The sequence below is a fragment of the Cellulomonas jepli genome (assembly GCF_047229345.1).
Lineage (GTDB): Bacteria > Actinomycetota > Actinomycetes > Actinomycetales > Cellulomonadaceae > Cellulomonas_A.
On the sequence record NZ_JBFTER010000088.1, the window covers coordinates 1 to 21500 of the forward strand.

The 21500-nt window shown below is 70.2% G+C and carries 22 protein-coding genes; 14 read left to right on the plus strand and 8 right to left on the minus strand.

The window, feature by feature from the left end:
* Positions 1-241: 241 nt before the first annotated feature.
* From AB6N24_RS17490 to AB6N24_RS17510, 5 genes are all read right to left on the minus strand, one after another.
* Positions 242-493, minus strand: coding sequence for a ribbon-helix-helix protein, CopG family (locus AB6N24_RS17490; RefSeq protein ID WP_412870666.1), 252 nt, complete (start codon positions 491-493; stop codon positions 242-244).
* Positions 494-548: 55 nt separating this feature from the next.
* The gene (locus AB6N24_RS17495) at positions 549-866 is read right to left on the minus strand and encodes an ArsR/SmtB family transcription factor (RefSeq protein WP_412870667.1); all 318 of its coding nucleotides are present in this window, start codon (positions 864-866) and stop codon (positions 549-551) included.
* A gap of 111 nt (positions 867-977) precedes the next feature.
* Positions 978-1310 carry a hypothetical protein gene (locus AB6N24_RS17500; protein WP_412870668.1) on the minus strand — a complete coding sequence of 111 codons (333 nt, stop codon included), beginning with the start codon at positions 1308-1310 and terminating at the stop codon, positions 978-980.
* 308 nt (positions 1311-1618) lie between these two features.
* Entirely contained in the window at positions 1619-2668 is a 1050-nt protein-coding gene (locus tag AB6N24_RS17505) for a transglycosylase SLT domain-containing protein (RefSeq protein ID WP_412870669.1), read from the minus strand.
* Positions 2669-2804: 136 nt separating this feature from the next.
* Positions 2805-3194 carry a helix-turn-helix domain-containing protein gene (locus AB6N24_RS17510; protein ID WP_412870670.1) on the minus strand — a complete coding sequence of 130 codons (390 nt, stop codon included), beginning with the start codon at positions 3192-3194 and terminating at the stop codon, positions 2805-2807.
* A gap of 216 nt (positions 3195-3410) precedes the next feature.
* Here AB6N24_RS17510 and AB6N24_RS17515 point away from each other — a divergent pair, with 216 nt between their 5' ends.
* From AB6N24_RS17515 to AB6N24_RS17570, 12 genes are all read left to right on the plus strand, one after another.
* The gene (locus AB6N24_RS17515) at positions 3411-4598 is read left to right on the plus strand and encodes a hypothetical protein (RefSeq protein ID WP_412870671.1); all 1188 of its coding nucleotides are present in this window, start codon (positions 3411-3413) and stop codon (positions 4596-4598) included.
* A gap of 14 nt (positions 4599-4612) precedes the next feature.
* The gene (locus AB6N24_RS17520) at positions 4613-4936 is read left to right on the plus strand and encodes a hypothetical protein (protein WP_412870672.1); all 324 of its coding nucleotides are present in this window, start codon (positions 4613-4615) and stop codon (positions 4934-4936) included.
* Positions 4937-4950: 14 nt separating this feature from the next.
* Positions 4951-5637 carry a hypothetical protein gene (locus AB6N24_RS17525; protein WP_412870673.1) on the plus strand — a complete coding sequence of 229 codons (687 nt, stop codon included), beginning with the start codon at positions 4951-4953 and terminating at the stop codon, positions 5635-5637.
* The gene (locus tag AB6N24_RS17530) at positions 5631-7103 is read left to right on the plus strand and encodes a hypothetical protein (protein ID WP_412870674.1); all 1473 of its coding nucleotides are present in this window, start codon (positions 5631-5633) and stop codon (positions 7101-7103) included. The genes AB6N24_RS17525 and AB6N24_RS17530 overlap by 7 nt, the downstream gene beginning before the upstream one ends.
* A gap of 90 nt (positions 7104-7193) precedes the next feature.
* Positions 7194-8726 carry an SCO6880 family protein gene (locus AB6N24_RS17535; RefSeq protein WP_412870675.1) on the plus strand — a complete coding sequence of 511 codons (1533 nt, stop codon included), beginning with the start codon at positions 7194-7196 and terminating at the stop codon, positions 8724-8726.
* A complete protein-coding gene (locus AB6N24_RS17540; protein WP_412870676.1) occupies positions 8726-10357 on the plus strand; it encodes an ATP-binding protein in 1632 nt (543 codons plus the stop codon). Before AB6N24_RS17535 ends, AB6N24_RS17540 begins: the two co-directional genes overlap by 1 nt.
* Positions 10354-12174 carry a type IV secretory system conjugative DNA transfer family protein gene (locus AB6N24_RS17545; RefSeq protein ID WP_412870677.1) on the plus strand — a complete coding sequence of 607 codons (1821 nt, stop codon included), beginning with the start codon at positions 10354-10356 and terminating at the stop codon, positions 12172-12174. Before AB6N24_RS17540 ends, AB6N24_RS17545 begins: the two co-directional genes overlap by 4 nt.
* Positions 12167-12787, plus strand: coding sequence for a hypothetical protein (locus AB6N24_RS17550; RefSeq protein ID WP_412870678.1), 621 nt, complete (start codon positions 12167-12169; stop codon positions 12785-12787). Before AB6N24_RS17545 ends, AB6N24_RS17550 begins: the two co-directional genes overlap by 8 nt.
* Positions 12780-12956, plus strand: a complete 177-nt coding sequence (locus AB6N24_RS17555) for a DUF1016 N-terminal domain-containing protein (RefSeq protein ID WP_412870679.1) — start codon at positions 12780-12782, stop codon at positions 12954-12956. Before AB6N24_RS17550 ends, AB6N24_RS17555 begins: the two co-directional genes overlap by 8 nt.
* Complete coding sequence (locus tag AB6N24_RS17560) at positions 12953-13102, plus strand: DUF1016 N-terminal domain-containing protein (protein WP_412870680.1); 150 nt, start codon at positions 12953-12955, stop codon at positions 13100-13102. Before AB6N24_RS17555 ends, AB6N24_RS17560 begins: the two co-directional genes overlap by 4 nt.
* Before the next feature lie 433 nt (positions 13103-13535).
* Complete coding sequence (locus AB6N24_RS17565; protein ID WP_412870681.1) at positions 13536-13949, plus strand: hypothetical protein; 414 nt, start codon at positions 13536-13538, stop codon at positions 13947-13949.
* Between the two features lie 89 nt (positions 13950-14038).
* The gene (locus tag AB6N24_RS17570) at positions 14039-15130 is read left to right on the plus strand and encodes a PDDEXK nuclease domain-containing protein (RefSeq protein ID WP_412870682.1); all 1092 of its coding nucleotides are present in this window, start codon (positions 14039-14041) and stop codon (positions 15128-15130) included.
* Positions 15131-15279: 149 nt separating this feature from the next.
* Here the strand turns inward: AB6N24_RS17570 and AB6N24_RS17575 are convergent, their stop codons facing one another.
* Positions 15280-15816 carry a hypothetical protein gene (locus AB6N24_RS17575; RefSeq protein ID WP_412870683.1) on the minus strand — a complete coding sequence of 179 codons (537 nt, stop codon included), beginning with the start codon at positions 15814-15816 and terminating at the stop codon, positions 15280-15282.
* A gap of 11 nt (positions 15817-15827) precedes the next feature.
* A complete protein-coding gene (locus AB6N24_RS23145; RefSeq protein WP_489672061.1) occupies positions 15828-17186 on the minus strand; it encodes a NucA/NucB deoxyribonuclease domain-containing protein in 1359 nt (452 codons plus the stop codon).
* A gap of 467 nt (positions 17187-17653) precedes the next feature.
* Between AB6N24_RS23145 and AB6N24_RS17580 the strand changes: the two genes are divergently transcribed.
* Together AB6N24_RS17580 and lnt are read left to right on the plus strand one after the other, a co-directional pair.
* The gene (locus tag AB6N24_RS17580) at positions 17654-18961 is read left to right on the plus strand and encodes an alkaline phosphatase (RefSeq protein ID WP_412870684.1); all 1308 of its coding nucleotides are present in this window, start codon (positions 17654-17656) and stop codon (positions 18959-18961) included.
* A gap of 477 nt (positions 18962-19438) precedes the next feature.
* Positions 19439-20956, plus strand: a complete 1518-nt coding sequence (gene lnt, locus AB6N24_RS17585) for an apolipoprotein N-acyltransferase (protein WP_412870685.1) — start codon at positions 19439-19441, stop codon at positions 20954-20956.
* 229 nt (positions 20957-21185) lie between these two features.
* Here lnt and AB6N24_RS17590 read toward each other — a convergent pair.
* Positions 21186-21500: cytochrome c oxidase assembly protein (locus tag AB6N24_RS17590; protein ID WP_412870686.1), on the minus strand; the 315-nt coding region annotated here is incomplete at its 5' end.

Sequence of the window (21500 nt, forward strand, 5' to 3'; positions counted from 1 at the left end):
CGCGATCCCGGCCGCGCAGGCCGACCACATCGCGTGCGGGGTCGCCAACGACGGGCGTTCACCCGGCGTGTCGCTCGAACGCAGGTGTGCAGGGTCCGCTTCGCGGGTTATCGTGGTCTCCAAGCGAAAGACGCACCTGGGTGCGTCAACTGGAGCCCTTCACCGCCCAGCCGCCAAGCAAGTGGGTGAAGAGCTTTCGGTCTCAGCGGCCCGTCCCGTCAGGGGCGGGCCGCTCTCGTTGTTACGCGGTCTTCAGCGGCAACTCCTCCTGCTGCGCGTTCTGCGGCCACCACACGGGCAGTCCGCGGTCGTCGAGCTCAAGGTGCTTCGCGACCTGCTCGAGGACTACGCCCATAGAGACACCCGAACGGTCAGCGATCGCGTCCAGGGCAGCCTTCGTGTCGACATCGACCTTCGCGAAGACCGCCGTCGTCCGATCGGGGTCCAGGGACCCTCGCGGTCGGCGAGCCCGAGCAGGTGTCTTGGTGCTCATGACCGAGAACCTATCGATAGCGCTAGGCCATGTCCGCAACTCGCGCGGCGTGTCGCTACTTGCCTGCGAGGTAGGCGCCGATGCGGGCCACGAGGTTCTGGACGGCGTCGTCGCGCACGGTCCAGTGAACGGTGCGCCCCAGGCGGCGGCCCGGAGGTTCGTCGGCTGAGACAAGGCCGGCGTCTTCGAGGACGACGAGCTGCTGGTAGACGACCTCGCGGCGCTGGCCGATCGCGGCGGCGAGGTCGACGGCTGTCTGTGGCCCGTGCAGCGCGAGTTCGCGAAGGACACGCGCGCGGACGCGGTTGCCGATGACCTCAATGGCTGCCGCCACCTCCCCTGGCATGTCTGGGGGAGTGGTCAGGCGCGGCATGCCGCTCATCCTGCCGGATGCCCCCCAGCAGACCCCGATATCGAAAGTCTTAGCATCACCCTAACGCGTACGCTGTCGCGGTTGACATCTCCATAGCGAGAACGCCGACGTCTACCCGAAGTCCTGCATGCCCTCGCCGCCGCCCTGGGACTCGTCGACGGTGATGGCATCGACGAGCCACGCGCCGTCCTGCTGGATGACGGTCATGGTGGCCAGGAGTTGGCGGGGCTGGCCGGTCCACCCGTCCGTCCCGCGCGGGGTGAGCGTGATGACCCGGATGCGGGTGGCCGTGGTGGGGGTGTCGGCGGGCCGGTCGGGGACGGCGTCGTCGGCGTCGATGACCTCGGCGACCAGGTAGCCCTGGTGCTCGGTGAGCTCGAGCCATTCCGCGCCGCCGGCGCTGGGCAAGGGCTCGGTGGCGATCGCGGTGTAGGCGGGAGTCATCCACTCCGTCGCACGTGCGGCGGCCGCGGTGGGCGTGGTGTCGGTGCGCGAGTCAGACGCCCACATCGTGCGCGCGACCCCGTCCGCTGCGGCGTCAGCACCTGACGATGTTCCGTTATCGGCGTTGCTGGGTGTGGGGTCCGGTGCGGTCACGAGCTCGCTCGGGTTGGTCGAGCTCGTCGATGTCGTCGAGCTCGGGGGAGTCGAGTCAACCGGCGCCTGCGGGGTTGTGCTGGCGCAGGCGCTCAGCGTCAGCAGGGCCGCAAGAAGTGCGGCGGTGCGGGCGGGGTGGTTGGTCATGGTGCCTCTCATCGTGTGCCGACGAACTCCCAGTGCCAAGCCTCTGGCTTGCTGCCACCGGTGCGAGCCCATGTGGGGTGGTCCCACCCGTACGCGGGGGCGTTCGCGCGCAGCCAGACGTACTGCCGCGACCCGGCGGACATGCTCGCGAGGTCGACGGCCAGGCCCCAGCCGTGGTTGGAGGTGCCCGGGGCGGCCGCGAGGCCGCCCTTGGTGGCCTTGGTGGCGACCTGGCTCGCGTAGTCCCGGTACGCCGAGCTGATCCCCAGGTCGCCCCCGAACTGCGTGGCGTAGGCGGTGTTCAGTTCGGCGAGGGACTGCGCGGCGTCGCAGCGCAGTACGAGCCCGGTGTTCGCCCAGGGGATCTGACACAGGTTGGACGGGTCGAGGCGCCCGGACCCGGACGTGGGTACCCGGAACGTGCCGTCGGCCGAGACCGCGGGCCCGCCCCCGGCATCGACGGCGCCGGGGACGAGGGAGGTGTAGCGGGGGATCGCGGCCAGGATCCGCTCGACGTACCGCTGGGTCTCGGGGAACGGCGGCACGCCGGCGTACTTGGTGACGTTCCCGAAGCCGGCGTTGTACGCCGCGAGGGTCAGCTGCAGCCGGTCTCCGCGGACTGTGCCCGCCTCGAGAGCGCGCCCGACCTGGTCATAGAGCGAGCACATGAAGCTCGCCTGAGACCCGACGGCGTCGGCGGGGTCGTGGACGTCAGCGACGCCGTCACCGGAGTAGTCCTGCCCCCAGCTGGCCCAGGTGCCGGGCATGAACTGCGCCGGACCGGCCGCGCCGGCGAACGACACCGCAGCGGGGTTCCAGTTGGACTCGGCCTCGATCTGGGCGGCGAGCACCGGGGCGCTGATCCCCTCGCACCGGTCGTCTGCGGCGATCAGGGCCGCACGGTAGGCCTCGGGGACTGCAGCGGCGTTGAGCACCCCGCTGCCACCGCTGGGCGGGGCGCCACCCGCGCCGGCGCCGCCGATCAAGAAGGTCAGTGCGCCGCAGCTCGAGAGCCCGGCGAGCACGACCCCGGCGATCACCACGGGCGTCTTCCTCATCGCACGTCCCCCGATCCAGCGACTGGACCGTGGGACAAAACCGGCGAACTGGTCAGTGGTGCGTGGCAGGCTGCCCCCCGGGCAGGGCCGGTGATGACATCGGCGCAGGAACGCAGGGGATGGGATGGCATGCGCTCTACGAGGGGGCCTCGGGTTCGGTCGGGTCGATCAGCGGAAGACCGGCCGCGATCCGGTCGCGGATGTTCGGCCAGTACGCACGCCACTGATGACCGACCTTGGTCGCCGGGATCGCGCCCTTGCGCAGCAGCACGGTGACGGTCTGCTCGTGGATGCCGAGCAGCTCGGCCAGCTGCGCCGTCCCCACGATCGCAGGCTCCGCGTGACCGGGCGGCAGCGCCGGCACATGGCTCGCCGCCTCGGGTCCGACTGCTCGCGTTAGGACCGCTGGCGCCCAGAAGCGCCACTGCCCCCCGATGCGCACCCCCGGGATCCTGCCGTCGCTGGCCCACCGCCGCGCGGTCACGCTGCTCACCGCGAGCGTGCGAGCCACGCCGTCGAGGTCCATGAGGTGCGGGTGCATCGGCCCTTCCAAGGGTGCAGCGGCAGCGCTCGGACAGCGCACGGGTGAAGGCACTGTCCCACGCGCGATGCGCTCGTTCGAAGCAGAAGACGGTCGTCACAGCACCGAACCTAGAGCGATAACGCCCAGAAAACTAGTTCTTGCGTCATCACGATGTGATAGGGCACTGTTATAAGCGATTCGATCATCCAGGGAGGTTCCATGTCGGACCAGCAGCCAGCCGGGTACGTGCCGTTCAGCGGCGCGCGGCGCGTGCAGCAGTACCGCGAAGGCCAAGCCCCACCGGCGGACTTCGACGCCCCCGGGGCGGTGGACACCGCCGAGCGAGGCGTTCCCGTCGTGAACCTGGCCCTGGTCGCCCCGGTCGCGGAAAGCGAAGAAGGCACGGCCCGGGCCAAGGACGGGGACGGGGACGGGGGAAGTGCGGTCGAGACGCCGCTCCCGGCACCGCCGGCGCAGTGGGGATGGCGGGGCCGCTGGAACCGCGCGAGCGGCGGCCGGCTGCACCTGGCCGCGCGCACGGACGAGCTCGCGCACCGTGACGCCGTCGCGACCATCCGGCAGGCGACGTTCCCGCGGGCGATGAACGTCGTGACGCTCAACCCCAAGGGCGGGGCCGGCAAGACCACCACCACGCTGCTCCTGGCCGACGTGCTGGCCGACGTGCGCGGCGGGTACGTGTGCGCCGTCGAGTCGACCGACTCCACCGGCAGCCTGGCTCGGCGAGCCGAAGGCACCCCGGGCGCCGGGCTCGCGCAGCTCGCCGCCAACGCCGCGAACGTGACAACCGCCGGACAGCTCAGCGCCTACACCGCCCCGCAGACCTCCCACGCGGACGTGATCGGGTCCACCGACCTGCGCGGGGAACTCACCGCTCGAGACGTCCTGACCGTCCGAGGCGTCCTGGACACCCACTACCGGATCACCGTCACCGACACCGGCAACAACCCGTCCCACGACGCCTTCCGCACCGCCCTGTACAGCGCGGACGCCGCGGTGATCCCGTGCCTGGTCTCACTCGACGCCCTCGCCGGCGTCGAGGAGACCCTGACCGTCATGCGCCAGACCGGCTCGTGGGTCGGGCGCACCGGCGGGCTGGTCACCCGCTGCGTGGTGGTCCTGGGCCATGACGGCGGCCCGGAGGACCCGGCCGTCGACGCCGCGGTCCGAGAACGGCTCGCGCGCCTGGACGTCGAGGTCGTCGAAGTCCCCTTCGACCCCGCGATCCGCCGGGGCGGCGAGCTCAGCCTCACGGCCCTGAGCCGGGCCTCGCACCTGGCGTGGACGAACGCCGCTGCTGCCGTCGTGCGCGCCCTGCTGGCCGCGCCCCCCACCGACCTGGTGCACGCGCTCCGGGTCGCCATGCGCACCCCTGACACCCAGGGCTGAGAAGGAGAGAACCCATGCTGAACGCATCCGGCGGCCTGCATCACGCCGTCACCGCCACGATCCAGAACCCGCTGGACGGCATCGTCCCGGACTTCACCGTCTTCGGCGCGGACTTCACCAACATCTGGCAGAAGCTCGGCGGCGGGCTCTGGGCAGTCGCGATCCTCGTCGCCATCGGCTACCTCGGCCACGGCATCCTCGGCATGGCCCAGAACCGCGGGGGACACCCCGGAAACCTGCGCGAGTCGAAGAAGGAAGCCGTCCAGGCCGGCGCCGCGCTCGGCGGACTGATCGCGCTGGCCCCCATCGTCGGCATCTTCCTGCTGATCTTCGGCTGACCGGGACCCTCCCCATGACCACCACAGGCCAGACCGGGACACCGGCACCCGTGCCGGGCCACGGACTTCCCCGCTGGGCCAAGGGCGCACTCATCGCGGTCGCGGCCCTGGCCGCCGTCACGCTGCTCGTGGCCGTGTTCGCCCCCCGCGGGCGCATCGCGACCACCGCCACCCCGACAACCACCGCAACGTCCGCAGCGACGCCCAGCAGCGCACCCGGCCAGACCCTCGTGGACGGATGCCTGGGCGGGCGCGACGACCTCGACCAGGCCGTCCTCACCGCCCAGCGCGAGGCCCCCCTCACCGAGGCCGGCGCCGCAGCCTTCACCGCCACCCTCATGCGCTGGGCAGGGGCCAGCCCCGCCCCGGCCCGGCAGGCTGAGACCGCCAAGGAGGTCCTCGCAGCGGATGCCACTGCCGCGGCGCGTCTGTCGGGAGACATCGACGCCCAAGGCTCAACGCTGTCGGTCGAGTTCCCGGAAGGCCGTTACTACCTCGAGTCGATCACCGATACCGAGGCCGTGGTGTCGTGGCTCGCTGAGGGTCACGTGACCGACGGCGCGGAAGCCGGCGACGTGTGGCTCGGTGGTTCGACTCACCTGTCTGTGGTGGACGGGCGGTGGCACTACCGGGATCAGACCGCGATGCGCTCGGTCGATGACATGCAGCAGATCGGCGTGCCGTACGCCGGGGGGTGCTGACAGTGCCGGAGTTCTGCGATCTTCCAGTTATCGGGTACACGACTGTGTGCGTCGGGGCCGACGTGGCGGAGAACGTCGCCGAGGTCGTGGACTTCGCCGTGGACCCGTTGGGCTATCTGGCGGAGCAGCTGCAGGCTGCGTCGGCGGGGCTGACGACCACGGTGCTGCCGGCGATGGAGCAGCTGACTCATCCGGACCTGTCGGTGGACTGGTTCGTCGGGGCGTACAAGGTCTCCTTCGCCCTGTCCATCTTCGTGTTCGTCGCGCTGCTGGGGTGGAACTTCGTCCAGCTCACGCGCCGGCGGGTGTCCGGGGACGAGGTCGTCGAGACCCTCGCCTTCTACGCGCCGATGTTCTTCGCCGGGGTGCTGCTGGGCCCGCTCCTGGGCAACCTCCTCCTGAGGCTGACCGGCGCGCTGTCGGACTCGTTGATCCGGTGGGGGGTCGGTTCCACGATCGGGTCGACCACCACGCAGCTGACCACCGCCATCACCACGGGGGACCCGGCGCAGATGGCCGGTGGGGCGATCGTGGCGATCGCGGTGTACGGGGTCCTGCTCGTCGCGCTGGGCCTGGCGTTCCTGACCCTGCTGGTGATGCTTGTGACCTTGTACCTCTCCGGTGCGGTGCTGCCGCTGTCGCTGGTGTGGATTGTCAACCCCCGCAGGCGAGAGCGGGGCTTGAAGGTCACCGGCGTGTGGGTGGGGGTGTGCTTCTCCCACGTCCTGCTGTTCCTGATGCTCGGGATCGCGTTCCACCTCGTCACGGGTCAGGTCAGCGAGGCGATCACCGACCCGGGCCTGCGCATGGTCGCCCAGCTGGCGACCGCGGCGATCGCGCTGCTGATGGCGACCTTGAGCCCGTTCGCGCTGCTGGCGTTCGCACCGGTCGGCCCGACGTCGGGCGGGACAGGAGCGTCGATGCGCCTGCCGTCGTCCTCGAGCGCAGGTCGCGGTGGGCGGACGGTGTCGCAGACCGACTCCCAGACCGCACAGCTGGCCCGCAGCGACGCCACCACCGGGGACGAGACTGCCGACGACCCGGGCCCCGAGCCGACTCCGGGCCCGGGTGGTCTGTCGACCCGGCTGCTGGAGTCCCGCAAGGACTCGGCGGGCCCGTCGTCGACGACGTCGATGGAGCCGGACGGCACCGACCCGTCGGGCGGGCAGTCCTCGACCAGCGGGGAACCGGCGGAGGCACCCGCGGCCGCGCCGGCGGCGTCGGGTACCGGCGCCGTGGCCACGGCCGGGGACACGACCAGCGATGTCGGGGACAAGGCCGCGGCCGCGGGGACCGCAGCGGAGGTTACTGGTGTCGGGGCGCCGGTGGGGGCCGCGCTCCAGGGGCTGGCGGTGGTGGCGAAGACCGCCGGGTCTGCGGCCTCGACCACGGCCCGCCTGGCCGAGTCGGCCGGGTCGATGGCCGCCGAGCACATGGACCACGCCAACCCGCGCAACAAGAACTGACCAGGGGGACGACCGATGCTGATGCGCACGCTGGGTGGTGAAGGGGGACGTCGAGGCTTCTTCGGTGGCTCCCACAGCAGGACCCGCACCGTGGGCCTGATCTTGGTCGGGATCGCGGGAGCGTTCGCGACGATCCTGCTCGGAGGCACGGGGCTGGTCCTGACGGCGCTGGCCACAGGACTGGTGTACGTCGCCACGATCAGCACCCACCGCGGGTCCCCGCTGGCCCGGTTCCAGGAGCGTCGCCGGTGGAAGGAACGCGTGCGCCTGGGCACGACCGACTTCGCTCCGGTGTGGATGCGCCCGGACAGCCTCGACGAGGCCCGCGGATCCCGCACGGAGCGGGCCGCGGCGGCGCGGGCGTGGAACGCCTACCGAGACGCCCCGGACGGGGCCGAGGGCATGTACTGGCTGCAGCGCGGGCGCGGTGTGCCCGGGATCGCGTGGCACGCCCCCACCGGGGAGGACGCGCACCTGTCGGTGGCCTTCGCGGTTGAGGGTCAGGTGCGGGGGATCCAGTCCGACGCCTACCTCGACGCGGCGATGACGTCCTTCGGTCACCTGCTCGCCCGGTATGGGTCGGCGTCTTCTCTGGTCTCCCGCGTCCAGACGATCACCCGGGTCGTGCCGGTCGACTCGGCGTTCCACGAGGCATGGGTGTGGGACCAGCTCGACCCCGACGCCCCCGCCGACCTCGTCGCGTCCTACGACGAGGTCGTCCAGCTCGTCGCTCGCTCCGGGCTCGCCCAGCGGCACTTCGTGGTCGTGCGCTGGCCGCTGGGCCAGGAGTTCCTGGCCGCTGCCGCGCGCCGCGGCCCAGCGCAGGCAGGGTGGCGGACGCTGATGGAAGCCGAGATCGCCACCGTGCGCTCCCACCTGCGCAGCGCCAAGCTCGGGAACATCGAGCCCCTCACCGCGGCCGAGCTCGGTGCGGTCCTGCGCCACTTGCAGCAGCCGTCATGGCCGATCGACCAGGCCGGTGACGTTCACGTCGACGCGCCCTGGGTCCCCTCGCGCGATGAGTGGTCCGCCACGATCACCCAGGGCCCGGGACCTGACGGGCAGCTCGAGCAGTGGTGGCACCGCACCGCCCAGCTGCCCGTCGAGGCCTTCGAGACCGGCCCACGGGACTCCCTGTGGCTGGCCCCGCTGCTGTCGCAGATGCCGCACCCGATCGTGCGGACCGTCTCGATCCAGGTCGACGTCGTCCCCGCAGCTGCAGCCCGCCACGCCGCCCGCACCGACGTCACCACAGACCTCGCCGACCTCGAGGCGCAGCGGGAGAAGGGCGTGCTGACCAGCGAGGAGCTCGCCGCCGGTCTGACCGCGGCGCGTGGGCGCCTGGAGGACCTGCGCCCCGGGTCTGGTCACCACGGCGCCGGGTGGGCCGCGCACCTGACGATCTCCGCCCCGACCAGGGAGGCCCTGATCGACGCGACCGCGAAGATCACCGAAGCCGCAGGGAACGCCGGGGTCTCCTCGCTGACCTGGCTCGACACCCAGCAGGCCGCCGCGATGGCGTGCACGTGGCCGATCGCCCGCGGCATGCGACCCGTCGAACGGTCCACCGCGTCCACCCTGCGCGCCGTGCTCGCCGGCGCCGGCCACAAGGAGGCCATCTGATGCCCGAGACCCCCACCACCCACACCGGCGGGCGGGACCTGCCCGGCAAGATCACCTCCGACGGGCACGTGACCACCGTCGAGATCGACCTGGACGCGCTGAGCCGCGCCGAGCGCCGCGACATGCTGCGCGGAGCCACACGCCTGGAGACCGCGCCGTTCGCCGTCGCCCCCGCACCCGGCCCCGACGCCCAGGCGCCGGAGACGAGTGAGCGCCGGTCGTGGTGGGGTCGTGCCCCCCGACAGGAGGACCCCTCTGCGGGCGTCATGGAACTGCCTGAGCCGCAGGGGTACCGGCTGCGCCGGAAGCCCCGCCGGGCTCGGCGCGGCTGGTACGCACCGGTCGCGGAGCCGGCGCTGACGTCGACCCGGCAGGCCGAGATCCTCAACACCGCCCTCGTGGCCGCCCCCACGGACGAGGCCGGCATCATCATCGGCCGCGACCGCCTGTCCAACACCCTCGTCGCGCATGACTCGTTCACCGCCTACGAGAAGAAGCAGATCACCTCCCCGGCGGTTGTCCTGCTCGGGGTCGTCGGGGCCGGGAAGTCCTCGCTGATCAAGACCGTCTACGTGCTGCGCCCGCTCGTGATGCGCGGGCGGCGCGTGGTCGTCATGGACAAGAAGGACGAGGGCGGGGAAGGCGAGTACTGCGAGATCGCCCGCCAGTACGGCGCCGAACCTCTGCGGTTCGTCATCGGGGGCGGTGGGGTGCGGCTGAACGTGTTCGATCCCGCGATCCTCGAGGTCTCCGGGCTCGCCGGTCAGGCCCAGCTGCTCGTTGCGCTGGCCGAGCTCGCCAACGACAGCCTCCCGCTCGACAAGTGGGAAGACGCCGCGCTGCGCGCCGCTCACAAGGCCACCCTGCGCGCCGCCGAGGCCGCCGGCATCGAGCCGGTCCTGGAGCACCTGCTGTTCCACCTCGGCCGGGTCGTCACCCGCGCCGACGGGCGCTCCCACGCCCTGCCGGAGTTCGCCGACTACTCACCGGCCGCGCTCGAGCGGATGCACCAGGCGGGCCTGGGTGTGCGGCACCTGCTCTCGGCGCTGCTCGATGACGAGCTGACAGGTCTGTTCGACGGGCCGACCTCTCGCGCGGTCAACCTCGCGGACCGGCTCACCGTCTTCGACGTCTCCCAGCTCCCCGACGAGGGCCCCGCCCTGGCGATGGTGATGGCGGTGGCGAACGTGTGGCTCATGGGGACCCTGCGCCGCCGCCGCGGGCTGCGCACCAACTTCGTCGCCGAGGAGGGCTGGTCCCTGGTCGGGGGGCCCGGTGGGCGGGTGCTGCAGCGCAACGTCAAGCTCGCCCGCGGGCTGGGTCTGTCGAACATCGCTGCCCTGCACCACGTCGCCGACATCCCCGCCGGGGACCCGGCCATCGCGATCCTCAAGGAAGCCCAGACCGCGCACCTGTTCGCTCAGGACCGTGACGAGGACGTCGAGGCCGTCGCGCGGCTGTACAACCTCGACCCCGGGTCGAAGTCGACGCTGCGCAACCTCCAGGCGGGGCACCACCTGCTCAAGATCGGGTCCCGCCCGGAGATCCACGTCCAGCACATCCGCTCGGCGCTCGAGCGGGGCCTGACCAACACCGACACTGCCATGCTCGCCGCCGGGACTCGCTCGTGAGCGCCGAGCTCGGGCGTGAGGACCACACTGCCCCGCTGATCTCCTGGCGCACCAAGGCCAACCTGACGCTGGTCGCTCTGGTCGCCGGCGCGGTGCTGCTCTGGCACCTGGCGGTCGTCCTGACCGCGGACGGGGTCGGCGTCGACGACGTCGACGTCACGCTCGGGGCCGTGATCGCCGGGCACCCGCTGTCCGGCCTCGAGGGCGCCCAGGCCGAGAGCCTCACGGCGACTGTCGTGGTGTTCGTCGGCTTGGTGGTGGCCTTGTTCGCGGTGTTCGTCGCGGCGACGTTCGCGTGGAGCAGGTGGCGGCGTGGGCGCCGGGCGCGCAAGGGGTTTGCCGGCGACGCGGCGGTCCGCACCGCCCTCGGGATCGAGGCCGCGCGGGCGAAGGCCGCCCAGACCCGGCCCAGTCTGACCGGGGCCGCCCGGCGGCGAGCCGGAGTGGAGGAGGTCGGGCTGGGGCTGGGGGAGTCGGTCAGCGGGGAACCGGTCGTCCTCCCGCTGGAGGACCATGCCCTGATCGTCGCCCCCACCGGTGCCGGCAAGAGCCGGGACCTGATGATCCCCGCCGCCGCGACCGCCCCCGGGGCGCTGGTCATCACCTGCACCCGCGCCGACATCCTCGACGTCGTCGCTACCCGGCGCGCCCGGCTGGGGCGGGTGTGGGTGTTCGACCCTCTCGAGCGCACCGGATGGCCCGAGCCGATGGTGTGGGACCCGGTCGCCGGGTGCCGGGACGGGGAGAGAGCCACCTCCCGCGGGCTCGCGTTCGCCTCCGGGCTGTCCGCGGACGACAAAGGCTCCACCAACGCCGGGTTCTTCCAACGCTCCGCCAGCTCGGCCCTGACCCGGCTCCTGCACGCCGCCGACCTCGACCACCGGACGATCGCCGACGTCGTCGACTGGGCAATGAACCTGGAGAAGCGCGCCGCAGTCGCCGAGGAGATCATCCGCACCTCCACCGACCCCCTCGCCGAACCGATGTGGGCCGGGCTGCTGCGCTCGGTGGCCACCGGCGCGGACGACACCGTCGCCTCCTCCCGCCAGACTCTCCAGCAAGCCCTCGAACCCCTCGCCATGCGCAAGGTCCTGGCCTGGGTCACCCCCACCCCCGGGGTCCCGGTGTTCGACCCGGCCGCGTTCGTCGGCTCGGCGGACACCCTGGTGCTGGTCGCGGACCAGAACACCTCCACCAACGTCGCGCCGCTGTGCGCGATGCTCCTCCAAGAGGTCGTCGACGCCGCCAAGACCCGCGCCGCCCGCCTGCCCGGGGGGCGCCTGGACCCGCCGCTGCGAATCGTCGGGGACGAGATCGCCAACGTCGCCCCGCTGCCGAACCTGCCGGACCTGGGCACCGACGCCCGCGGGTTCGGCATGCAGCTCATCCTCGCCGTGCAGTCCATCGGCCAGGTCCGCCGCCGGTGGGGCACCAACGGCGCGAACGCCCTGATCGACAACATGGCCGCCGAGCTCGCCCTCGGCGGCCTCACCGACACCGACGCCCTGGGCCGGTACGCCGCACTCGTCGGGGAGGTCGAGCTGACCCGCTCCACCACCAGCTACGACACCGCCACCGGGCGGGCCACCTCGACGAACGAGCAGACCACCTCCCGCAAAGCCCTGCGCCCCGAGGAAGCCCGCCAGATCCCCGACGGGCACGCCCTGCTGATCTACCGCAACCAGCCACCCATCCTGCTGCGCATGACCCCCTGGTACGCCCGCCCCGACGGGGGGCAACTCACCGTCGAACGCGACGCCACCCAGGCCCGCCGCCTCACCCCCGCACCGCCCGAGGTGGTGACCACCAGTGACTGAGGGCGACACCGACGACCTCATGGCCGCCCTGTCCGGGCTCCTCGACCATGTCGGGGAGCTCGAGGCCGTCATGCGCTCCACCGCGCGCGGCGCCACCGCCGAGATCGACGAGCTGCGCACCGTCGTGCTCGAGGTCGCCCGCCGCCTCGACCAGCTCCAACCCGCCCCTGAGCCCACGAGCGACCCGGAACCCGCACCTGTGCCGCACGCGTGGGTCGACGTCGCCGAACCGGACGACTGGGCCGTGCTCGGGGAGTGGGTGGACTGGCTGCACCGCACCTACGACCTCCCGTTGAAGGTCCGGGTGCGCCCGTGCTGGCCCGCGCACCGCGGCGTCGCCGAAGAGCTCGCCGCCCTGCGTACCTCCTGGCAAGCCGCGGCCCTCGCCGCCGGCCAGGCCACGCAACCCGGCGACGACCTCGCGACCTGGCACGAACGCCACCTGCACCCATGCCTGGACCGCATTCGCAGCAGGTACGCGATCGCCGACTGCGAAGACGGGCACACCGCACCGTTGTCGAATCGACCCACCGACACGCACCTGCTCCGGCCGGTGCAGAATGCTGCGGTGCGGACACCGTCCGACCTCATCTACAGGAGTCCTCGTGGCTGACCTCGAGCCCGCCGGGTACGCCGAGTTCCTCGCCACCCTCAAGCAGCGTGTCCGCACCGCACAGGTGCGCGCCGCACGGGCGGCCAACACCGAGGTGCTACGCCCCTACTGGTCGATCGGGCGCGACATCCTCGATCGGCAGCACGCAGCCGAGTGGGGAGCAAGGTGATCGACCGGCTCGCCGCGGACCTGCGCCGAGAGTTCCCCGACCAGCGCGGCTGGTCCCCGTCGAACCTGAAGAACATGCGCCGCATCGCCGAGGCCTGGCCGACCCTCGAGGAGTTCGGCCAACAGGCTGTTGGCCGATTGCCTTAGGGACACGTCGTGGTGCTGCTCGAGCGGCTGAACACGCGCGCGGAACGCGACTGGTACGCCGCCCCGGCCGCAGAGGAGGGCTGGACCCGCGCGGTGCTCGAGCACCACAAAACCAGCGTCTTGACCCAGGTCCTGGCCCAGCGCCGCGAACCGGAAGCCGACCGCGAGAACTGGCGCACCCTGAACAGCGACGACTTCAAGGACGATCTGCTCGAACAGGCCCTCGCCGACGGCAGTTACGAAGCGTTCCTCAAGGCGCCCGCAGTGCGCGAGCTCGAGGCACAGGGCGAGCGGTTCACCCCCGCGAGCTCGCGGCCCTCGTGCACGAGGAGTCCTCGCTGCTCAACCGCGCCGCGGTCGAGCACGCCCTGCGGGACGGGCAGAACATCATCCTCGACGGCACCCTCGCCAAGACCACGCGCGGGCCGACGAGATGCTCCAGACCCTGGCCAAAGCCGGGTACGACGTCACCATCGTCGACGTCGAAGCACCCCGGGAGGTCACCCAGCAGCGCGTCGCCAATCGGTGGCGCGACGGCTACCTCGAGGCCGAGCGCCGGATCGCCGCGGGGGAGGGGCCCGGCCTGGGTGGGCGGTGGGTACCCGCTTCGTTCTCCGGGTCGCTCTACCCCGCGGGTCGCGACGAGCGGTCCGTGTGCGAGGACGTCGCCTGCCAGGTCGCCGAGCGCCACCCCGTCGTCCGCGAACTGCACACTTACCGCGTAACCGCGGTCGAGGGGGCCCCACAGCCGGACACGATGCGCTACCTCGAGGACCAGGCGGCCCACTGCTGGATGCGGAGACCTACACCGCTCGGCGGGTCGCCGCTCGAGCCAACCCCGCGGTGACCCGGCACCGCACGCAAGCGTCCCCGGGACACGAACGCTGAGCGGCGGCACTGAGCACTGGCGTGGGCGTGGTGCGGCACGATGACGAGGTGTCCACCGAGCTGACGCTGCCCTCCGACTACACCGCGGTGCTCGCCGACCTCAAGACTGCGGTGCGCACCACCCGGCACCGCGCGCACCGCCTCGTGAACACCGAGCTCCTCGCCCTTTACTGGCGAATCGGGGAGACGATCCGCGCCCGTCAAGATGCGGGAGAGTGGGGCGCGAAGGTCATCGACCGGCTCGCCTCAGACCTGCGCGCCGAGTTCCCAGACATGACCGGGCTCCGGCGCAGCAGCATGTACTACATGCGCGCCTTCGCGGCCGCCTGGCCAGGGGAGGCAATCGTCCAACAGCCTGTTGGACGACTCCCGTGGGGCCACATCGCCGTCCTACTCGACAAGCTGGACGACGCGGCCACGCGCGACTGGTACGCCGCCGCCGCGGACACCCACGGGTGGTCGCGCAACGTGCTCCTCAACCAGATCATGTCCCGCGCGCACGAGCGCCTCGGAGCCGCGCCGTCGAACTTCCCGGCCCACCTCGACGCGCCGGACTCCGAGCTCGCCCAGCAGCTTGCCAAGGACCCTTACATCTTCGACTTCCTCGGTCTGAGCCACGGCGTCGCCGAGCGCGACTTCGAGCAGGCGCTCATGGACCGCCTCATGGAAACCCTGCGCGAGCTCGGCGCCGGATTCGCGTTCGTCGGGCGACAGGTGCACGTCGACGTCGACGGCGACGACTTCTACGTCGACCTCCTCTTCTTCCACGTCGCCCAGCTCCGCTACGTCGTGGTCGAGCTCAAGATGGGCAAGTTCAAGCCCGACTACGCCGGCCAACTCGGGTTCTACGTCTCCCTCGTCGACGACCGTCTACGCCTACCCGTGCACCAGCCCACCGTGGGCCTGCTGCTCTGCGCAGACAAGAACGAGAGCACCGTGCGCTATGCCCTTAGCTCCACCGCGGCGCCCGTGGCGGTGGCGACATACACCTACGACTCCCTGCCCCCTGCCGAGCGCGAGGCTTTGCCCTCGGAGAGACAGATGATGTCCGCACTCACCGCCTCACTCCAGGTCGACGGCCGCAGCATCGACGTGACGGAGTACCTCACTGGCCCTCCGGCCCCCTCAGCGCCGAGATGATTTGCCAGTTGTGCAGGCAGGAGTGGCTGCGTCGTTTTGCCGCTTTCGCGGTCGTCGGGTTCGCACGTGCACGCGGGCTCGCCCCTACCGCAGGCCGTGCGGTGGACGGCGGGAACGGACTTCGACGTGCCTGAAGTTGCCAGCCAGGCTCACGGCGTAAACCCTTCGCCTTGATCGCCCCACGCTGCCAGGAGGCTAACCCCTGCAGCGCTGGTGAGTTTGACCTTTTCGGCGCGTCTGAATGGCGCGCGCCACACCTCGATCAGGTACTGCTCGACCGGGACGTCTGTAGAAAGGTCGTAACGTTCGTCTCGGCCGCGGGCATGAACGCGAACTCGATGCCAACCCGACGCCGGCGCAAGCGCTGCGAAACTCGCACCATTTTGATCTAAGTCGAACGTCGCGATCTTCTCCCCATCCCTTACGAACAAGGAAACCTCGGCAACGTCTTCCCATTCTGTCAGACCGTGACTGCTCGGGGCTTCCGATCGCAGCTGCAGGTTGACGGCAACCGGCCCTATCGATACGCCTGTGGCTATGTACGCCCACGTGCGATGTGGAGTAATGATGAGCCCAGTAGGGTCGGGGTTCTGCTGGACCTCCTGCTCACCCGTAGCGAACGCTTCAGGGTCGCCAATGACGAACTGATGATAGTCAGCAAATACCAGCGCGTAAGCGTCGCTCATGGCGCTCTTCGCTACGGCTTGAAGCTGATGAAAAATTTGTCGCCGTCGAGCACCCGATCTTGCTTGTAAAGTGAATTAAGCATGGTGCTGCCTGCCTGCATGTTCTGCGAACCATTTATGAGGCAGATGCTGTACCCGTACGGCCCCGTCGAAGGCTGCTGCGGAAGCGTGATGCCGCACCATGATTGGGTACGCGGGCCACCCCCGCTTAGCGCAGCACCTTCGTAAGTAGACCGGAACGGGTACTCGTCACATTGCTTCCCCGTGGGGCGCGGGGATGGAACATAGGAGGGCCCGCATGCGACCGTGTTGTTTCGTTGCATAGCCACGTTATCTGTGAGCCGTCGCAGTGGATCGCTCGCGCTACCACCCGGCAGCCCCGAGTTCTGAGCGCCCTCGACATGCCGCGCGAACTCTGGGAACGCGGCGCGCGAATACGTAAGGCTTGGAATATACTTCGGGTTGATGCACCCGGCGGTAAGACCCCCGACGGAGTTATCACAGCGAACCGCGCCGAACGCGTTTGAAATGCTGCCGCCCGCGAGCCCGGGGGGCGAGAGGCGCACGCTCCAGGTTGTACCCCCGGTGCTCGGTGTACTCGAGCCGGCGTACCGCCACGTCGATTCACCGAGAGCCACGTTCTCGGTTGCGGTGATTGTCTTCGTAGCAAATCCAGCGCTCTCTGCGCCGCAGACCCCGCCGGGCGAACCTGCTACGAGATTGCAGCCAACCTCGCCTGTAACTACTGTCCCCTTCGCCTTTCCGTCTACAAATGTGGGCACGATCTTGACTTGAGAGTTCCAGGACGTCCCGCGGGCGTCACTGTAGTTGTATATCCGCATCCAGAAGTTGAGCTGACCTACCACCGTCGTGACGTTATTGACGGTTTGCCGGACGCGGAGCACATTGAACCATGCGCTACAGGACTCGGTTCTCGAAATGTTGACATTTGTTATCTGATTCTCGACTGGTGCGGCGTCACGGCATTGTGGCGGTGTGGGGAGATTGGCCTCGATATCACTCCCTCCCGATGGTGGTCGCCCCGGCCGCCTCAACTGGGACGGCGAGGCCGGATCACTCGGCTCGATGGTCACACACGTTTCCACGCCATCGGCCGCTAGGACACACGGGGGGGTCGTTATTTGCGGACCAACGCTTGGCTCATCTTGTGCCTTGTGTCCGAATTCGACACCCTGCGGGAGCGGAGGATCGATCGCTGAGCTCGGTGGCGCTGCAGACGATGCACTGGCATACAGAGAAGCGGTCGTGACAGCGATAATCGCGCCTGCGACAAGTCGAAATGCTCGTGCTTTTGCTTCGATGTCCCGCACAGGCCCCCCTGAGTTTGCGCACCGTTGCGTCACGAGCATGTTGCCAGACGTCACTGCAACGCGGAAGAGGCGGCGTAGCACTACAACGCCTTCACCAAGGTCTCGAACGCTCAGGCGTGGGCGCGCACGTAGCGGCTGTGGCAGCGGCCACGAAACCCCGTCGGCCCTACAGCAGGTCGTCACGAGTAGGTCCGACGCGCTGGCGCCAGGAGCTTGGAGTCACCGCTCCGGGCAGCCGCCGGGCTGTTGACCTGGACTGGCACTTTGTGTCATAAGATCAGTTATCGGCGATGCGACGTGCGGCATCGCCGGGCGTCCGGAGCAGCGAACGCGGCCGGTCCACCTGCTCTCGGTCCATGCCCTGCGAGAGGGCCGTGCGGTGAGCGGACAGATTCGTCCGACTTCCGCTGGCCGTTCGCTGGAGGTTTGCTGGGCGCTCACTTCGGCGCGCCTAGGGTCGCGGGCTGCTCAAGCAGGCATCGCCACACGACCCTTCGGGAGCCACCGTGCCGAACGCTCGAACCCGCACCGCCGCCCGCGTCACCGCTGTCATCGCTGCCGCCGCCCTGTCCACCACTGGCCTGGCCTCCACCATGTCGTCCGCCGAGTCTGCGGACGCCCAGCGCGGTGGCCGCGACGCCGGTCGCGCCAAGAACGTGATCCTGTTCATCGGTGATGGCATGGGCGCCTCTCACCGCAACGCCGCTCGCCTGGCCGGTGTCGGCCTCGAGGGGAACCTCGTCATGGACAGCCTCGAGCACGCCGGCCTGGCGCACACCGACTCCGCCGATCCGCGAAGCTTCATCACCGACTCCGCCGCTGCCGCCACGTCCCTTGCCAGCGGGATCAAGACCTACAACGGCGCGATCGGGGTGGACCTGAACAACACCCCGGTCCCCACCCTCGTCGAGGTCGCCGAGCGCGCCGGCAAGGCGACCGGCCTGGTGACGACCGGGCAGGTCACGGACGCCTCGACCGCGGCGTTCGGCGCGCACGTGGCCAACCGCTCGGAACAGACGGAGATCGCCCGCCAGTACATCGAGCAGACCGGCGTGGACGTCCTGCTCGGGGGCGGGGAGGACTTCTGGTACCCGGCCGGTGACCCCGGCGCGTTCCCCGACGCTCCGCCGGAGGACCCGGCCGAGGGCTCGCGCAGCAACGCCGGCAACCTGGTCGAGCGTGCCACCGGCGAGTTCGGCTACGAGTACGTCACCACCGCCGAGGAGCTCGCAGCTGCGGACGCCCCCAAGCTGCTTGGTCTGTTCGCCAACCAGGAGATGTTCCAGCAGCGCCCGGAGGGTCAGGGCGACATCTATGCACCGGTGGTGTCCCTGGAGCAGATGACCCGCGCCGCCCTGGAGACGCTCTCGACGAGCAGGAAGGGGTTCGTCCTGGTCGTCGAGGAGGAGGCCGTCGACGAGATGGCGCACTCCAACAACGCCCAGCGCACCATCGACGCGGTCCTCGAGCTGGACAAGGCCGTCGCGGCCGCGGTGGAGTTCGCCCAGCACCGCAAGGACACCCTCATCGTCACCACCGCCGACCACGAGACCGGGGGCATGGCCGTCGAGGACACCGGCCCCAACGACGAGTCCGGCACCGGTGTCTCCGCCGAGGATGGTCCCTTCGCCGTGCGTGACTCCGGCTTCCAGTTCGTCGTGGACTGGACGACCACCGGCCACACCAACGTCGACGTCCCGGTGACCGCCATGGGTCCCGGCTCCGAGCGCCTGTCCGGGGTCTACGAGAACACCTTCATCCACCAGGTCATGGTCGAGTCCCTCACCTCCGGCCGAGGTGGCGGACGCCACTGACGGCGACCGGCCCGACGCTCACACGCGCCCAGACACGTCGACGGCACCCCAGTCTTGCTGGGGTGCCGTCGACGTGTCGGTGGGCGAGCGCGATATGGGGCCGAGGAGCTACGAACAGCAGCCGTCGGTGCACGAACCAGGCCGCTAGCCCGCGCTCTAACACTTGGATCCAGTCCGTATCGCACACCGGGTACTGCCAGGCCTGAATGTCATAATATCGTTATCGGCCGTTTCCGATGGCGCCAACATGCGCTCGATGCGGCTCCTTTCTGAGCACCACTTGACCCCATGGGTTGGCAGCAGCTGCTGCCAACTGTGCCGAGGCCGCCTCACCCCGCCGGTACTCTCAGTCCCGACCCCAACAACGGAGAAGCGCCCTTGCTCGGTCTCCTCACACTGCCGAAAGCGGGGAGCGTCAATCCGCAAGGCTCTCGGCCGACGCGTGCGCCTGCCACACCGGTCCCGCACCGTACGGCGGTGATCCTGGCGGCCCTTGGCGGCTGGCTGACCAACCTGGCCTTCCCCGACCGGAACTGGTGGCCATTGGCCTTCGCCGGTGTCGCGCTCTTGCTCACCGCGCTGCGCAAGACCAGCCCTGGCCGAGCAGCAGGAACCGGGCTGGCCTGGGGACTGTGCTTCTTCCTCCCCCATGTCGAGTGGGCGGTCGACGCCACCGGCTCGGCCTTGCCCTGGATCGCACTGAGCATGTTCCAGGCCTCCTACATCGCCGGCTTCGCTGTGCTGTGGGCCTATGCGCAGCGGGCCGCGTGGATTTGCGACCAGGCCCTGGTGCGGGCGGCGACCGCAGCAGTGCTCTGGGTGGCCGTCGAACAGCTCCGCGGGTCATGGCCATTTGGCGGCTTCCCTTGGGGATACCTGGCGTTCTCCCAAACCGACGCCCCGGGGCTGCGACTGGCGCCCTACGGTGGCGAAATCCTGGTCTCTGCCGTCGTGGTCCTGGTCGCCGCCGCGCTGGCTGCGTCCTGGCAGCTGGCGCTCACCAGGAGCACAGGGCCTGGCGCCTTGGCAGCCGCCGGAGCCCTCGCTCTGACCATCGGTCCGGGACTTCTTCCGGTCCAGGCGGAGCAGGAGACCGGGCGCCTCCGGATCGGGGCGGTCCAGGGTGACGTGCCGACCGTAGGGGCACCCTGGGTCAAGCAGGCCAGGCAGGTCACTGCCAACCACGCACGCGGCACCGAACGGGTCCTGGCATCGGCGGGAGCGGAAAAGCTTGACGTGATCCTGTGGCCGGAGAGCGCTGCTGACATCGACCCGCGCATCGACGCGGCCCAGGCGAGCCTTGTGGACGCCGCAGCTGCAGCCGCCGGCGCACCAGTGCTGCTGGGAACCCAGCGGTTCCCTGACGGCGAGGACGTCCGCTTCAACGAGATGATCGTGTGGCAAGCCGGAGAAGGCGCCGGTCCCGCCTACGCGAAGCAGCACCCGGTGCCCTTCGGGGAGTTCGTGCCCTACCGCAACTTTTTCCGCCAGCTCACCCCCCTGGTGGACCGGATCGCCACCGACATGGTGGCCGGGGCTGCACCTGCGGTCGCCACCATCCCCATCGAACGCCTGGCTCGGTCGGTCCCCGTCGTGACGGGGATCTGCTTCGAGGTGGCCTACGCCGACATCATCCGCGAGGGCGTCCGCGAGGGTGGGGAACTAATCGTGATCCCCACCAACAACGCCTCCTTCGGCCGATCGCAGGAGTCGACGCAGCAACTGGCGATGTCACGCTTTCGCGCAGCCGAGCACGCCCGGGCCACCATCCAGATCTCTACGGTCGGCGTCAGTGCGGTGATCACTCCCGACGGTGAAGTGGTGGAGCGCACTGAGCTCTTCACCGCCGACGAGCTCGTCGCCACGCTCCCGCTGCGCACCACGCTCACGCCTGCAACTCGTCTGGGAGCGATCCCCGAGTTGGGCGTCTACGTGCTGGCGGCAGCCGCCGTAGTCGCTGGCGTCCTCAGGGGTGCCCGCCACCCTGACGTCTAACAGGTTCTCCTAGGCAGAGGGCGACCGCGCTGATGCACATACCTCTGCCTGCAGAGTCTTGCTAGTCGCGTCCTTGTGGCGCCGGGACGGCCGCTCAATCCGGCGATGATCGAAGAATCGCATCGGGGCCCGATCACCGCGTTCGTCCAGTGTGAAGCCGAGCAGACTGCGGCTAGTGCGGGTATGGGACGCGGAGGTTCGCGCCTCGCGCGTTTCGTCCGCGGGCCGCTCAGCGCCCGCGGGAGTCCTGGTCGGCGAGGCGCGTGAGCATCGCGTTGTACTCGTCCATCTCGCTGTCGCCGTCCCGGTCGACCGCGCGGTCGCGGCGCTTCGCGACCCGCTCCTCCGAGCGCGACCACGCGACGATGACCGCGATCGCCAGCACCAGGGTCGGCAGCTCCCCGATGCCCCACGCGACGCCCCCGCCGCGCTGCTGGTCGGCCAGCGCGGGCGGCCCCCAGTCGCGGCCGAGCAGCCCGAACCAGTCGGCCACGAGCAGCGCCTCGCCGCTCATGAGCGCGACGCCGAAGAACGCGTGGAACGC

Bases quoted from the DNA above. Each gene is read 5' to 3' on its own strand.
- AB6N24_RS17565 (WP_412870681.1), top strand. From the start codon at position 13,536: ATGCTCCAGACCCTGGCCAAAGCCGGGTACGACGTCACCATCGTCGAC.
- AB6N24_RS17575 (WP_412870683.1), bottom strand. From the start codon at position 15,816: ATGAGCGACGCTTACGCGCTGGTATTTGCTGACTATCATCAGTTCGTC.
- AB6N24_RS23145 (WP_489672061.1), bottom strand. From the start codon at position 17,186: ATGCTCGTGACGCAACGGTGCGCAAACTCAGGGGGGCCTGTGCGGGAC.
- AB6N24_RS17500 (WP_412870668.1), bottom strand. From the start codon at position 1,310: ATGACTCCCGCCTACACCGCGATCGCCACCGAGCCCTTGCCCAGCGCC.
- AB6N24_RS17520 (WP_412870672.1), top strand. From the start codon at position 4,613: ATGCTGAACGCATCCGGCGGCCTGCATCACGCCGTCACCGCCACGATC.
- AB6N24_RS17490 (WP_412870666.1), bottom strand. From the start codon at position 493: ATGAGCACCAAGACACCTGCTCGGGCTCGCCGACCGCGAGGGTCCCTG.
- AB6N24_RS17510 (WP_412870670.1), bottom strand. From the start codon at position 3,194: ATGGACCTCGACGGCGTGGCTCGCACGCTCGCGGTGAGCAGCGTGACC.
- AB6N24_RS17525 (WP_412870673.1), top strand. From the start codon at position 4,951: ATGACCACCACAGGCCAGACCGGGACACCGGCACCCGTGCCGGGCCAC.
- AB6N24_RS17495 (WP_412870667.1), bottom strand. From the start codon at position 866: ATGCCGCGCCTGACCACTCCCCCAGACATGCCAGGGGAGGTGGCGGCA.
- AB6N24_RS17540 (WP_412870676.1), top strand. From the start codon at position 8,726: ATGCCCGAGACCCCCACCACCCACACCGGCGGGCGGGACCTGCCCGGC.
- AB6N24_RS17515 (WP_412870671.1), top strand. From the start codon at position 3,411: ATGTCGGACCAGCAGCCAGCCGGGTACGTGCCGTTCAGCGGCGCGCGG.
- AB6N24_RS17505 (WP_412870669.1), bottom strand. From the start codon at position 2,668: ATGAGGAAGACGCCCGTGGTGATCGCCGGGGTCGTGCTCGCCGGGCTC.